Consider the following 13,757-nt stretch of genomic DNA (forward strand, 5'->3'; position numbering starts at 1 on the left):
CTCCTTATTTTTTATTTACGCAAACGTTTTACGAAAACGTTTGCACTTGTTTATGACTCTATTATACCACTTTTTATTTTTTTGTAAAGGATTTATATAAAAAATTTGACTTTTTCTTTCGTTTCACTTTCTGGGCATGCTATCTCTTACTGACCATTTTTGAGTTTACTGCTATTTTTTGTTATAATATTAGCTATGAAATCCTATAATACCTTGAATGATTATTATCGAAATTTATTCGGAGAAAAAACTTTTAAAGTCCCTATTGATGCTGGCTTTGATTGTCCCAATCGAGATGGAACTGTAGCACATGGGGGCTGTACTTTTTGCACAGTTTCTGGTTCTGGAGATGCTATTGTTGCTCCTGATGCACCTATCCGCGAGCAATTCTATAAGGAAATTGACTTTATGCATCGTAAGTGGCCAGATGTCAAAAAATATCTGGTTTATTTTCAAAACTTTACTAATACTCATGAAAAGCTCGAAGTCATTCGCGAACGCTATGAACAAGCTATTAATGAACCCGGTGTGGTTGGAATCAATATCGGAACACGCCCAGACTGTTTACCCGACGAGACTATCCAATATTTGGCAGAACTATCCGAGCGAATGCATGTTACTGTAGAGTTAGGTTTACAAACAACCTATGAAGAAACTTCTGAATTGATTAACCGTGCCCACTCCTATGAACTCTACGTGGAAACGGTTAAGCGCTTGAGAAAATATCCAAAGATTGAGATTGTTGCCCATTTAATTAATGGCTTGCCAGGTGAAACTCATGACATGATGGTGGAAAATGTTCGTCGTTGTGTGACTGATAATGATATTCAAGGGATTAAACTTCACCTACTTCACCTTATGACAAATACTCGGATGCAACGTGATTATCACGAGGGTAGACTCCAGCTTATGAGTCAAGATGACTATGTGAAAGTTATCTGTGACCAACTAGAAATTATTCCCAAACATATGGTCATCCATAGGATTACGGGTGATGCGCCTAGAGATATGCTAATTGGTCCTATGTGGAGTCTCAATAAATGGGAAGTTCTAAATAGCATAGAAGCTGAAATGAGACGTCGAGGTAGTGTTCAAGGATGCAAGGCTGAAAAACAGGAGTTTAATAATGAAAAGACCACTTGAGATGGCGCATGATTTTCTTGCCCAAGTTATCACCCGAGAGGATATTGTAATTGATGCGACCATGGGAAATGGTCATGATACCCTTTTTCTAGCAAAGTTAGCTAAACAAGTCTATGCTTTTGATATACAAGAACAAGCTCTTGAAAAAACAAGTCAACGTCTACAAGAAGCCGGTTTGACCAATGTTGAGTTAATTCTACAAGGTCATGAAACCGTGGATCAGTTTGTAAGAGAAGCCAAGGCAGGTATTTTTAATCTCGGTTATTTACCATCTGCTGATAAGTCAATCATCACCCAACCACAGACAACTATTGAAGCTTTAGAAAAGTTATGCCATTTGCTTGTCAAAGGTGGACGAATAGCCATCATGATTTATTACGGGCATGAAGGTGGAGATATAGAAAAGGATGCAGTCATGGATTTTGTCAGCCAATTACCACAACAAGAATACACTGCCACTATCTATCGCACCCTCAACCAGATCAACAATCCACCGTTTTTGGTCATGATTGAAAAATTAGAAAGGTATCGACATGGATAAACAGTACCTAAAAGATAAAATCGAAGCTCTCCGCCACAACTTTGTCGAATCAACCCAACATGAACGTGCAGTCGGGATTCTAGACGAAGCTCGCATGAGCAAGAAAATGTTGAAAATCAAGAAAAAACTGATTACTCTTGAAATGGAGCGTTGTCAGAAAAAAATCGAACATAAGGACTGCTCAAAGATTGATCAAAAAATTCAAGAACAAAAGGAACTTTTTGAAGTCTGTCGTAACCAAAAATAGGGAGGTGGAAAATGAATTTACTTTTTTATCTCTTGGTATTTTTACTAGTTCTTATTGTTTCTAGTACGACCAATAAGCTTCTGCCCTTTTTACCCATGCCTCTGATTCAAATTTTGTTAGGGATTGGAATTGGACTTTGCTTACCCAACAACCAATATCATTTAGATACTGAGTTATTCCTAGCTTTAGTCATTGGCCCGCTACTATTCCGAGAGGCTCAAGAAGCAGACATTACTTCTATCCTAAAACACTGGCGGATTGTCCTCTACTTGATTTTCCCAGTTATCTTTATCTCAGCCCTGAGCATGGGAGGAGTCGCCCATGTCCTTTGGGCTAGCCTTCCGTTGGCAGCCTGCGTAGCAGTTGGTGCCGCCTTAGGTCCTACTGACCTAGTCGCCTTCGCATCCCTTTCTCAACGCTTTTCCTTCCCAAAGCGGGTCTCTAATATCCTAAAAGGGGAAGGTCTTCTGAATGATGCTTCTGGACTAGTAGCCTTTCGAATGGCTCTCATCGCTTGGACAACAGGAACATTCTCCCTTACCCAAGCCGGAACTTCATTAGCCATTTCCATCGTTGGAGGATTTGCAGTCGGCTTTATAACAGCCCTAATCAATCGCTTCCTCCATACTTTTCTACTCAGTGTCCGTGCAACAGATATCGCAAGTGAGCTCTTATTGGAACTTAGTTTACCTCTCTTGACTTTTTTCATAGCTGAAGAAATTCATGTTTCAGGCATCATCGCCGTTGTTGTTGCTGGGATTCTGAAAGCCAGTCGTTTCAAGAAGATAAATCTGCTTGAAGCCCAGGTTGATACAGTGACTGAAACTGTTTGGCACACTGTAACCTTTATGCTCAATGGTTCTGTCTTTGTCATTCTTGGGATGGAACTGGAAATGATCGCGGAACCAATTCTTAAGAGTGCTTTCTACAACAAAGTTCTTCTCTTACTCAGTGTTTTCCTCTTGACCTTCCTACTTTTTGCTATCCGCTTTGTCATGATCTATGGATTTTACGCTTTTCGGATTAAGAAGCTTCATAAAAGTTTAGACAAGTACGTCAAAGACATGCTCCTTCTGACTTTTTCAGGAGTTAAGGGTACAGTTTCCATTGCAACCATCCTCTTGATACCGTCTAATCTGGAACAAGAATACCCTCTTCTTCTCTTCCTCGTAGCTGGTGTAACTCTGGTAAGTTTCCTGACGGGATTACTAGTACTCCCACACCTTTCTGAAGAGAAAGAACCATCTAAGGATCAACTCATGCACATCGCTATCTTAAACGATGTCGCCATGGAATTAGAGAAGGACTTGGACAAGACCAAAAATAAGGTGCCACTCTATGCCGCTATTGACAACTACCATGGTCGGATTGAAAATCTTATTCTGAGTCAAGAAAATAAAGAAATCCAAGAAGACTGGGAAGCTCTTAAATTGCTGATTCTTAGTATTGAGAGTGATAGTTTAGAGCAGGCTTACGAAGAAGGTAAGATTGGAGAAAGAGGCTACCGTGTCTACCAACGCTACTTGAAAAATATGGAGCAAGGCATCAATCGTAACTTTGCTTCCCGCCTAACCTACCACTTCCTCGTTTCCTTACGGACACTGCGTTTTCTACTACATGAGCTCTTTACCTTTGGGAAAACCTTCCGTTCATGGAAAGACAAGGAAAAACAAAGACTTCAGGCTATTGACTATGACCAGATTGCAGAGCTCTACCTAGCCAATACTGAAATTATCATCGAAAGTTTGGAAAATCTCAAAGGGATTTATAAGAGCTCTCTGATTAGCTTTATGCAGGAATCTCGTCTCCGTGAAACTGGAAATATCACTAGTGGAGCCTTTGTTGAACGGGTTATCAATCGTATCAAGCCCAACAACATCGATGAAATGCTCAGAGGCTATTACCTAGAGCGTAAGTCTATCTTTGAGTACGAGGCTCAAAAGCTTATCTCAGCTCAATATGCAAAAAAACTTCGGCAAAATGTTAATAATTTAGAAACTTATTCCTTAAAAGAATCTGCTAATACCTTACCTTATGATATGATGGAATTAGTCCGAAGAAATTAAAGTCTATAGAAAACAAGAGTAAAACTGGAGGATTGTGAAATGAAAAAGTTGTGGAAACAGCTGACTGATAAACCCTTATTAAAAGCTTTTTTGCACTACTATCAAGCCTCCGATAGTGAGTTAACTAGCGTTGCTGTTGCCTACTATTGGTTGATTTCAATCTTCCCTTTACTCATGATAGTGGTCAATATCTTACCCTACTTTCAAATTCCTATCTCCAACTTTCTACTGACTATCAAGGAATTTCTCCCTGATACTATCTATGAAGTAGTCGCGAAGATTGCCAGAGAAGTTCTGACTCAGCCATCAACTGGTTTACTGAGTTTTGCTATCTTATCAGCCCTCTGGACCTTTTCAAAATCCATGGATTTTCTTCAAAAAGCCTTTAATAAGGCTTATGGCGTAGCAAAAAACAGAGGAATCATCTCTCATCAATTGATGAGCCTCTTGGTTAGCTTTGGCCTTCAAATTCTCTTTGCACTTGCCTTATTCCTAAGTATGTTTGGCCATATGTTATTGGACTTTCTTAAAAGCCACTGGCAAATCGAAGGCTCAATATTGAGTTATCTTCAGGACTTTACGGGTCCACTCATCTATGCTCTCCTTTTTGCAATCTTGATCATGCTCTATTACTTCCTTCCCAATGTTAAAGTAACTCGTATTCGTTACATTCTACCAGGAAGTGCTTTTGTAGTCTTAACTATCGTCAGTTTATTAAATATCTTTTCAGTCTATTTCAATAATTATGTCAACTACTTAGTAGACGTCCGTTTTTTCAGTTCTATTATCGTAGTCGTCATGATGTTCTGGTTCATTCTGATTGCCAAGATATTGATTATCGGTGCAGTGATTAATGCTAGTGTGCAAAGTCTCAAAGACCCAAATTTTGGAATAGAATAATGATTACGAGGGTGTGACAAAAGATCCCAGACTCACTTTTTATTAGCAATCAAACTATGACGCGATTGATGATTGGATTTTTGGTGAAAAATTTCATTTTTACTATCCATAACCATCAAGAATCAAATGACTTGCTGAAGCCTCGCGAGGCTGGTACTAGGAAATCGAGACTTTGTCCATTGATTACTGTCCCACCGCCTTTCTTAGATCTACAGAAATTCACCACAAATAACGGAATCAATCCTGTCTATAGATGACTATTATTTTATAAAACATAGTTAAACCAGGGGATTTACCTTCCATTTATTACCACTTTATGATACAATAATGACATGATTTTAATAAAATTAGCTTCAATTTTGCTTTTGGTATTAACCTTAGCTTTGGCGGTTATCATCAGCAAACTTTTTAAACTAAAGAAGAAAGGCATCAACTTTGCTGATTTGGCTTTCCCTTGTTTAATATTTGAATATTATTTGATTACGGCCAAGGTATTTACTCATAACTACCTCCCCGTATTGGGAACGGCATTATCACTACTTGCCATCATTTTAGTATTTTTCTTTCTTACAAAGAAACGTAGTTTTTACTATCCAAAGTTTATCAAATTCTTTTGGAGGGCAGGTTTTCTACTAACTTTGCTTCTCTATATCATTATGATTGTTCAAATCTTTTTGATGAAATAAACTTTATTTAATAGAAGAAACAAAATTAGCCAGCACCTCTTGAGTTTGGCAAGGAACCATGAACCTTTGAGGTGCTTTTTTAATGAAATTTTAAAAATAGGGATTATTATAACTAAATAGGAGAATAATCAAGTGAAAAAAACACTCATGGCTAGTGCCATCACGCTTTCAATTTTAGGATTTACAACAAGTCCAAGCTACGCTGAAGAAAACAAAGTCCAGCCTGCCACTGCAGAAACCACTGCTAACCAAGGAAATAAAGACAAGGTCGAAGATAGTAGGCTTCCTAAAAAAGAGGAGACAAGTGCTACTGAAGTTAGTCCAAGTTCAGCTCCAAAAGAGGAATCACCTGCCCCAGAAATCAAAAAAGACGGATGGTCAGAAGAAGAAAACCAATGGCGCTTCTATGAAAATAATAAGCCTGTGGTCAATTGGAAACAAATCCAAGGCAAATGGTACTTCTTTGACCAAAACGGCAATCGTCTGAGTAATACGACCTTTGATGGCTATGTCTTTGATAAAGATGGTGTCATGGCTAGTGGTGGTTGGAGTAAACTAGAGGACAAATGGTATTATACAAATTCATCTGGTAAGATTTCCCAGCAGAAATGGGAGAAAATCGGTGGTGTATGGTACTACTTTGACAAAGACGGTGTTATGCTTAGTAACACCATTTGGGACGGCTATCTCTTTTCTAAGAGCGGTGCTATGGTTAGCCAAGGTTGGGCCAAATTAGAAGATAAATGGTTCTATGCCAATGCCTCTGGGAAGATTTCTCAAGAAAAATGGGAAAAGATTAGTGGTTCTTGGTACTACTTCGAAAAAGATGGAACTATGCTGAGCAACCGACTCTTCAATGGTTATCTCTTTTCAAGCAGTGGTGCTATGGCTGAAAGATCGTGGGTTAAGTTAGATGAAAAATGGTACTTTGCCCAAGCATCTGGTCGTCCTTCACGTGATAAATGGGAAAAAGTCGGTAGCGCGTGGTACTATTTTAACAAAGAAGGTATTATGGCCAACAACCAATGGCAAGGTAGCTACTACCTAAAAGCTAGCGGAGCTATGGCTGAAAAAGAATGGATTTTTGATAAGAATTACAAGAGTTGGTTCTACTTAAAATCTGGTGGAAATTATGCTAGCCGTGAATGGATTGGCTCCTACTACCTCAAGTCTGGTGGTTATATGGCTAAGAGCGAATGGATTGATGACAGCTACTATAATGCTCGCTACTATGTCGATGAAAATGGAATCTATGTTACGGGAACCCGTAAAATTAACGGCGAAACTCATATTTTCCATAGCAACGGAAAATGGACTGCTGAAATTCCAGAAAGTCGTGGATTTGAAAAAGGGAAATACACTAAAACAATTTTCCTAGATCCTGGTCATGGTGGAAAAGATCCAGGTGCTGTCTACTATAACATCACTGAAAAAGAACTAAACATGCAAGTTTATCAAAAACTTCGCAAGGAACTTGAAGCTCTTGGTTATACTGTTCTTACTTCAAGAGATAGCGATGTCTTTGTTGACTTTATCACTGAACGTTCAAAAATGGTTAACAAAACGGACTCAGACATGTTCATCAGTATTCACTTCAACGCAAGTGGAAATCCTACTTCAGGGAAATCTGGTATTCAAACTTACTCATACGAAGAAGACAGTGGCTATCGTGCTAAGATCAATCCCTACTGGCATAACCATCCTGATCGAATCAGCGAAAGCAATCGCCTTGCAGCAAATATCCATTCCTCTCTCCTAGCTGAGACAGGTGCTAAAAATGCTGGGCTTCTACAGAGAAGCTTTGCAGTCCTACGTGAAACTGATAAACCAGCAGTCTTACTCGAATTAGGTTATATGGATAATTTTGACGAAAACCAACAAATCCGTAATGAAGACTATCAAGATAAATTGGTAGCAGGTATTGTTAAAGGTATCCAAAAATATTACGCTGGTCAATAATCCAAAAAGAGGCTGGGACAAAAGTCCTAGCCTCTCAATTGTTTTTGGATTGTCGAGCAAGACGCAGTGGTTGAGTGGGCTCTACTACGCTGATTTCATCAGCTTTTACAGCCCTACTCAACTGTGCGGAGGTGGGACAACGAAATCGAATTCTAACGAATTACCGATTTCTGTCCCACTCTCTTTTTCTTACCCTAGATCATGTTTTTGATCTGGAATTAGAAAACTTAAGCCAATACAGGCAAGTACTCCTGAACCAATAACCAAGCCATTCGAAATAGGAAGTAGATCAAAAATTGAATTTGCAATTATAAAAGCAATAAATAGGCAGACAAGACTAGACTTATAATCTTTTTTAACCAAATTCTCAAGAGTAAAGAATAAGAATAAACCTACTGGAAAAAGTGCCCAGATGTTAACATCCAAACTTGGCCATCCAACTAAACCAAAATACAAGACTGCTGCTGCAACGACTAAAAATCCGATACCTACTACTTTTTTCATGATATAACCTCATTTTCTATTTTGTTAGGAAGCTTTATCTCCCCTTGACAATTACTACTATAACAAAAATAAAAATCACAAACAATAGGTTTTGCCTATGTGGTCACCTTCCTTGACTAAGTGGTCGGGAATTTTATAAAAGAAGCAGAAGATTTTTATGGCTTCTGCTTCTTATTTTTCTTTGGATTCTAAAGTTGATTTAAGGGTATCACGATCAGCTTTCAATTTCGTTAAATTCTTCTCTTCTGATTCTAATTGGCTATTATCTGGTTTAACACGATAGTACACATTTTCTGGATGCATTAACATAGCTTCATACTGCTGACCAGCAAAGAGTCTATCTTCACCCTGATTGGACTTATCAATTATTTTTCCATCATCACCAGGTTCCATGACAACACCACTCGGTACAAGAACGACTACAAATCCTCCTGCAAGAGAGCCTTGTGTCCAGGCACTCATCACAATTGTTTCGGGATTGCGACCATTTTGATTCTTTGTGGCAGTTAATTCAACAATAGATTCATGCTTACCACCGTCCAATACCCAAGTCGAATGGAGTTCTCCAGAATCATTGATGACATATTCATTACCAGATGGAGTACGCCAAGTACCTTCTAAACTAGATAAATCATTATTTCTGATAGCTTCAAAATCTAATTTTGGAACTTGAGTTTCTTTATTTAATCGGCTAACGAGCTCCTCTGATTCTGAAATTTTAGCATCCAGAGCCTTCAACTGTTCCTTTAGTTTTTGAATTTCCGCTTCTTTCTCCTTGTCATCTGTTTTCTTTTGCCCATCTGTCTTTTCAGTCGTTACTGAAGAAGTTTGATTTGCTTCTTTCTTGGCATTAGATGAATTTAAAAAGATGCTAGCTGCAATGACAATAACTAAAGCTGTTAAGGCTAGGCCGATATACATTTTTATATTTCCACTTGTAGAAAATGCTTCTGCCGACTCTGCTGCAGTTGGTTTACGCCCCTGTGTCTTTTCAAAATGTTTGATCCATTCTTTTTTGTTCATTCTGTTTCCTACTCTTTTCAATTTTATTCGATCTTGCCAACCATATAGATTGGGAACTCTTTTGTTTGCACTTTACTTTCGTCCTGTTGTAGGAATCGAACCTACGAATTGTCTTGCAATTTCAACTGAGTTATATCTGTGCTTTCCCTTATAGTATAGCACTATAAGAAAGGATGTCCAGGGATTCTTAACCCATTTTTTTAATCAAAATCTGGCAAGGATTTTGAGGTCCCCAAAGTTGTGGAAAAATCTCTAACTTTTTAAAACCAAGACTACGATAAAAGACATTTGTTCGGTCATAATCTTTATTAGAACCTTCTGCCACTGTTTTGACCTGCAGATAATCAACGTTTTTGCGAGCTTCACTCTCTAAAGTAGCAAGCAATTGACTACCAATTCCCCTGCCTTGATGAGCTTTTTTTACACCGAGACAATCAATCTCTGCACAATCTTCACTAGAATAGGATAAGCTTACAAAGCCAAGCAAATCACTCTCCTGAAAGGCGGCCCACACCTTCAAGTCCTTGGCTCCTTCGATGTAGGCTTGCGTGCTTTCTGGTATTCCAAACCATTCTGGCAAATCCTTTAAAACCTCAGCGACAACTGCCATTTTTTGATTGGCATCTTTCACTTCTTCAATTACAAACATCACTAAATCCCTTCTTAGTTTTAGTCTTACTTTAGCTTTTAGGAATCCGTACTAGGGCCATATTCAATTCTAAAATCCTGACTGCTTCAAAAATTCTTCAATACAAGTAACAACCTCATGATTTTGATAATGATAAAGGTCGTGAGGTGCATCCATATAGATGACTTGAACATTAGACTGGTCACTTGCAAATTTCTCTGCATAATGTTGCCATTCTGATTGGCTAAAGCCCGTCCCTTCACCATTAGAAACCATTAGTAAGGTAGAAATTTTCGGATTGATGCTAGACGAAACCTTCTTGGCATTTTCCTTTGCCAAACGGGATTCATGAAGCATGGCTTGTGACATCAACTGCTTATATGCTAGTAATTTATATTGTTGTCGTTCACTTTTGTTCAGAGTTTGATTTTTTATGTAAAAGGACTCAGGGAAAAAGCGTAATAAGCCAATCTTGCTGCTCCAGTAGGCTACAGTAAGTAGGGCTTGATTATCCTTTAAATCCTCATAACTTAATGGCAATGCCCAATCCAGGCCAATCAAGGCTTTCACTTCCTCAGGATACTTTTCCTGCCAAGCCAGACTCTCAAGACTAGCCATAGAGTGAGACAGAATGATAAAAGGACCTGTGACATTTGCTTGTGACAGAGCTTGACGTGTCTCAGACAAAATCTCCATCACATCTCTTGATTGATTGCTATCATCACTATAACCATAGCCAGCTCGCTCAACGATGACTACCTTGTATTTGTTTGATAAGGAATCTGACACATTCTTAAAGTCCAATATTGGAGAAGCAATTCCTGCACCTGAGAGAAATACTATGGTCTCAGGCCCCTCCCCTTCAACGTAAACATTCATTTGGTGCCCATTGACGAGAACTGTTTGACCCACAGGTGTTAGGGAGGCTTGTTCCTTTTCTAAGTTGATACGATGAAAGATAAATGTAGCGAGTAAAAACAAAAGAATGAAACTAAGAAGCCCAAGACAGCATTTTTTTAGTTTTTTCATAGCATTATTGTACAAAAATTGGAGTCTTTTAGCAACTTTAGATTAGTTCTTCACTAGTATATTCTCTATAGTTTCAAACACAAAAAAATCCTCACACATCACGCAAGGAAATCGATATATCAAACAGGCTTTGATCATGTCGGGATTAATTGTAGTACACTCTAAGGATTCAGCTTTTTCTTCTTTTTACAATCGAATTTCCCAAAGAGGAAGTAAGATGAGAGCCGTTATTGCTTGCGCTCATAAGATTCTCAGAATCATTTACAAACTACTCTCTACCAAACAGACTTATCAGACAGAAAAGGCGCTACGACTGAGGAAACAGTTCTAACGCCCAAACTAAAAAATTTTCAATTACAGTATAGCACAGGAAGTGATTTTTTGCGCTTTTTTACTGTTTTTTCAAATAAAACTTTCTTGAAATTATTTTCTAAAGCGAATTTTATCAGAAAAATTTGCCAATCTCAATAGATAGTCGTACTGACATTGTAAAAGTTTGAGAGAGTCACAAATACATCTGCCGTTAACGTATTCTAACCCCGTTCAATTTTAGCATAAGCTGAGTTTGTAAATAAAAATATTTTAGCCACTTGTTTTTGAGGCAAATCGTGATCTTTCCTCAAATCTCTCAAACGTCTGTACATCTAGCTTTCTATTAAGAAAAAGTATAGAGCATAAATTTCAAATCTTTAATATATTCTCCAAATCGGACAACAGAAGTTCCCAACCTATATATATACTTATATTTTTAGGTATATTTTTAAAGAGTAAGTAATAATTGCTTTTGCACCCATCCTCACTCAAATTCAATTAAAGATTTCTACGCAATAGGACAATAACTTATCAATTATTCGGGAGAAAAATAACCTAACTGTTCCGCGACATGAATCGCTTCCTGTCTACTGGATACTCCTAATTTTGAAAAGATATTTGCAAGATGATTCGAAACAGTTCGCTTACTCACATAAACCCTTTCACAAATATCATCTATACTTAGACCATTTCGAACTAATTCTAATATTTCTATTTCACGTGAAGTTAAGACATCGACCACTACTTCATCTGAAAAAATCTTTCTCCCCTGATAAATTCCTACTAAGTTTTGAAGCAATTCTCCTGGTGCAATGCTCTTATCTAAAAATCCCCAAGTCCCCATTATCTTAGCACGATACTCATACATTTTTTTACTATATCCTGTTAAAATAACAATTTTAGCAGAACATCCATTTTTAATAATCGTTTGAGCTAAAGATAGCCCATCTTCTTGATATAAACTAGTTAAATTTATGTCGATAAGCAAAATATCATAGTCATCATAAGGGAAGTTCAAAACAGAAGAAAAATCATCCATCAAATCCACTCTTTCAATAGCCTCTGATAATTCCAAAATCAGTTTAATACTCTGACTAAACAATTTATGATCATCAATCAACAAAATTTTCATAACATAGCTCCTTATCAATCGGTAGTTCAATAACAATACGAAAAACACCATTCTTATCTAAAGTATTCATCTTACCACCTAAAACACTTAATTTATTTTCCATATTTTTCAAGCCATATCCCAGAGAATGTTCTTTGGTAGAAATAGATTTATTCTCAGAAACTATAAAAATAACATCCTGTTTTGTCTCGATTTCTAAAGAAATCTCTCCTTCTTGTGAATATTTAACAGCATTAGTAATTAACTCCTCAACAAAACGGTAGACAATTTTATCATAGGGAGTCATTAAAGAAAATTTAGGTGGAAAATATACCACTACTGAACTTTCTTTCTTATATCTTTTCTCGATCCTTTCGATGAGAGCCTGATATTTTTTTGATAGAGGTTCATCTGCCTCACTCATAGGCTGGTAATAATCCATTCGTTCTCTAATTCGTTGCACTAGTTCTTCAGTAACAAGATTTATTTGATTTCCAAACATCTCATTTTGACTATAAGCATTGAAATTCTTAATAGCCATCACACTTTGTAAAATTTCATTATGGAGAAATTCTGAAAATTGCTGTTCTACAACTTCATTAGAAAGAAGATGATTAATCATTCTATTTCGCTTCAAAAATAGAATTTCCAGGTAATCTTTCGCATTTCTCATATCCGACACGTGAAACAATCGTATACATTCTTCAGCAACAATTGCCATGATAAGCAGAACTATATTTAAAATTACAAAACTCACTTTCAACTCTAGTTGAAAACCGATAAACGAAAGTAATAACAATCCTCCCACTAAAAAAAATAAGCGAGTAAAAGCTTTTAAGTATGATAATTTCAATTCATCAATTTTCTTTTTTAGTGATGTAAAAATTGTTTTAAAATGTAAAAAAGTCAGTATACATAATACCTCAATATACCACACTAAATTTAAAAGTCCTGATCCAACAGTATTACCATATAATACAACATAGGAGACAGGTAACACAACCGAAAGAATTACAATATTTCTCCTTTGAGAAGCTAATACATTTCTCAACTCTTTTCGATACAAGAGTAATAAAAGTAAAGGAACAGCTGTGAGAAAAAAAGTAGTGAATATTGATAAAAATAAAAATAGTGGAAAATACATCAAGTAAGAAGAGATTGTAATAATAGTTAAAGCTAGTGAAACATTTACCAATTCTTCCCCAATCCTCTCACCTAATAAAATAATAGAAAGAGAACTATACACCAATAAAAATGAATTAATTGGATTCAATATGTCAAAAAAATGAAGGAGAGTATTATTTGTTTCTTGTTGAAAGATTGCTTGCCAACTAACTAAAGATAACAAAAGTATTATCCATAATTTTAGTTCACTATATCGAAATTTGATAAAGTTACAAACATAACTGAAAATAATCAATAAAACCACTAATATTAACGAAAGTTTTTGCGTGTAAGCACTAGAATAATCATTAGGAATTTTATAATATATATATACTATCAACCCTAAGTGGTTCAACAACGTTAATCGCCACAACCACAGTGGATGATTTGAAATAGCTTTTACAATTTTTTTCATCCTCTCAGCTCCCTCTATTTTATAAGTAT

Annotated in this window: 13 protein-coding genes and 1 pseudogene; 7 read left to right on the forward strand and 7 right to left on the reverse strand. The window is 36.8% G+C overall.

Annotated elements, in window-relative coordinates:
- Positions 1-186: 186 nt before the first annotated feature.
- The 7 genes from QM874_RS02735 to QM874_RS02765 all read left to right on the forward strand — a co-directional run bounded on the left by QM874_RS02735 (position 187) and on the right by QM874_RS02765 (position 7,542).
- Entirely contained in the window at positions 187-1,143 is a 957-nt protein-coding gene (locus QM874_RS02735) for a TIGR01212 family radical SAM protein (protein WP_414270504.1), read from the forward strand.
- On the forward strand, positions 1,127-1,684 hold the full coding sequence (locus tag QM874_RS02740) for a tRNA (mnm(5)s(2)U34)-methyltransferase (protein ID WP_414270302.1): 558 nt from the start codon (positions 1,127-1,129) through the stop codon (positions 1,682-1,684). The genes QM874_RS02735 and QM874_RS02740 overlap by 17 nt, the downstream gene beginning before the upstream one ends.
- The gene (locus QM874_RS02745; protein ID WP_414270303.1) at positions 1,677-1,931 is read left to right on the forward strand and encodes a hypothetical protein; all 255 of its coding nucleotides are present in this window, start codon (positions 1,677-1,679) and stop codon (positions 1,929-1,931) included. Before QM874_RS02740 ends, QM874_RS02745 begins: the two co-directional genes overlap by 8 nt.
- 11 nt (positions 1,932-1,942) lie before the next feature.
- Entirely contained in the window at positions 1,943-3,997 is a 2,055-nt protein-coding gene (locus QM874_RS02750; protein WP_414316118.1) for a cation:proton antiporter, read from the forward strand.
- Positions 3,998-4,036: 39 nt separating this feature from the next.
- Complete coding sequence (locus tag QM874_RS02755) at positions 4,037-4,897, forward strand: YihY/virulence factor BrkB family protein (RefSeq protein ID WP_414316119.1); 861 nt, start codon at positions 4,037-4,039, stop codon at positions 4,895-4,897.
- Positions 4,898-5,229: 332 nt separating this feature from the next.
- Positions 5,230-5,583, forward strand: a complete 354-nt coding sequence (locus QM874_RS02760) for a DUF3397 domain-containing protein (RefSeq protein WP_075229193.1) — start codon at positions 5,230-5,232, stop codon at positions 5,581-5,583.
- A gap of 132 nt (positions 5,584-5,715) precedes the next feature.
- A complete protein-coding gene (locus QM874_RS02765; protein WP_414316120.1) occupies positions 5,716-7,542 on the forward strand; it encodes an N-acetylmuramoyl-L-alanine amidase in 1,827 nt (608 codons plus the stop codon).
- Between the two features lie 189 nt (positions 7,543-7,731).
- On the opposite strand, the gene QM874_RS02770 is transcribed toward QM874_RS02765, so the two are convergent.
- The 7 genes and pseudogenes from QM874_RS02770 to QM874_RS02800 form a co-directional block, all read right to left on the reverse strand.
- Entirely contained in the window at positions 7,732-8,046 is a 315-nt protein-coding gene (locus tag QM874_RS02770; RefSeq protein WP_414316121.1) for a hypothetical protein, read from the reverse strand.
- A gap of 171 nt (positions 8,047-8,217) precedes the next feature.
- On the reverse strand, positions 8,218-9,069 hold the full coding sequence (locus QM874_RS02775; protein ID WP_414316122.1) for a DUF6287 domain-containing protein: 852 nt from the start codon (positions 9,067-9,069) through the stop codon (positions 8,218-8,220).
- 187 nt (positions 9,070-9,256) lie between these two features.
- Positions 9,257-9,718 carry a GNAT family N-acetyltransferase gene (locus tag QM874_RS02780; RefSeq protein WP_414316123.1) on the reverse strand — a complete coding sequence of 154 codons (462 nt, stop codon included), beginning with the start codon at positions 9,716-9,718 and terminating at the stop codon, positions 9,257-9,259.
- Positions 9,719-9,787: 69 nt separating this feature from the next.
- Positions 9,788-10,726, reverse strand: a complete 939-nt coding sequence (locus QM874_RS02785; protein ID WP_414316124.1) for an alpha/beta hydrolase — start codon at positions 10,724-10,726, stop codon at positions 9,788-9,790.
- Between the two features lie 423 nt (positions 10,727-11,149).
- A pseudogene (locus tag QM874_RS02790) lies at positions 11,150-11,370 on the reverse strand (helix-turn-helix domain-containing protein).
- Between the two features lie 203 nt (positions 11,371-11,573).
- Complete coding sequence (locus QM874_RS02795) at positions 11,574-12,170, reverse strand: response regulator transcription factor (protein WP_414316125.1); 597 nt, start codon at positions 12,168-12,170, stop codon at positions 11,574-11,576.
- The gene (locus tag QM874_RS02800) at positions 12,151-13,728 is read right to left on the reverse strand and encodes an ATP-binding protein (protein WP_414316126.1); all 1,578 of its coding nucleotides are present in this window, start codon (positions 13,726-13,728) and stop codon (positions 12,151-12,153) included. Before QM874_RS02800 ends, QM874_RS02795 begins: the two co-directional genes overlap by 20 nt.
- Between the last annotated feature and the right edge of the window lie 29 nt (positions 13,729-13,757).

The organism is Streptococcus infantis (assembly GCF_047463615.1).
Taxonomy (GTDB): Bacteria; Bacillota; Bacilli; order Lactobacillales; family Streptococcaceae; genus Streptococcus; species Streptococcus infantis_X.

What these genes read in the sequence shown, in the direction of transcription:
- QM874_RS02775 (WP_414316122.1), bottom strand. Translation starts at nt 9,069, where the DNA reads ATGAACAAAAAAGAATGGATCAAACATTTTGAAAAGACACAGGGGCGT.
- QM874_RS02795 (WP_414316125.1), bottom strand. Translation starts at nt 12,170, where the DNA reads ATGAAAATTTTGTTGATTGATGATCATAAATTGTTTAGTCAGAGTATT.
- QM874_RS02750 (WP_414316118.1), top strand. Translation starts at nt 1,943, where the DNA reads ATGAATTTACTTTTTTATCTCTTGGTATTTTTACTAGTTCTTATTGTT.
- QM874_RS02755 (WP_414316119.1), top strand. Translation starts at nt 4,037, where the DNA reads ATGAAAAAGTTGTGGAAACAGCTGACTGATAAACCCTTATTAAAAGCT.
- QM874_RS02740 (WP_414270302.1), top strand. Translation starts at nt 1,127, where the DNA reads ATGAAAAGACCACTTGAGATGGCGCATGATTTTCTTGCCCAAGTTATC.
- QM874_RS02760 (WP_075229193.1), top strand. Translation starts at nt 5,230, where the DNA reads ATGATTTTAATAAAATTAGCTTCAATTTTGCTTTTGGTATTAACCTTA.
- QM874_RS02785 (WP_414316124.1), bottom strand. Translation starts at nt 10,726, where the DNA reads ATGAAAAAACTAAAAAAATGCTGTCTTGGGCTTCTTAGTTTCATTCTT.
- QM874_RS02745 (WP_414270303.1), top strand. Translation starts at nt 1,677, where the DNA reads ATGGATAAACAGTACCTAAAAGATAAAATCGAAGCTCTCCGCCACAAC.
- QM874_RS02770 (WP_414316121.1), bottom strand. Translation starts at nt 8,046, where the DNA reads ATGAAAAAAGTAGTAGGTATCGGATTTTTAGTCGTTGCAGCAGCAGTC.
- QM874_RS02780 (WP_414316123.1), bottom strand. Translation starts at nt 9,718, where the DNA reads ATGTTTGTAATTGAAGAAGTGAAAGATGCCAATCAAAAAATGGCAGTT.
- QM874_RS02800 (WP_414316126.1), bottom strand. Translation starts at nt 13,728, where the DNA reads ATGAAAAAAATTGTAAAAGCTATTTCAAATCATCCACTGTGGTTGTGG.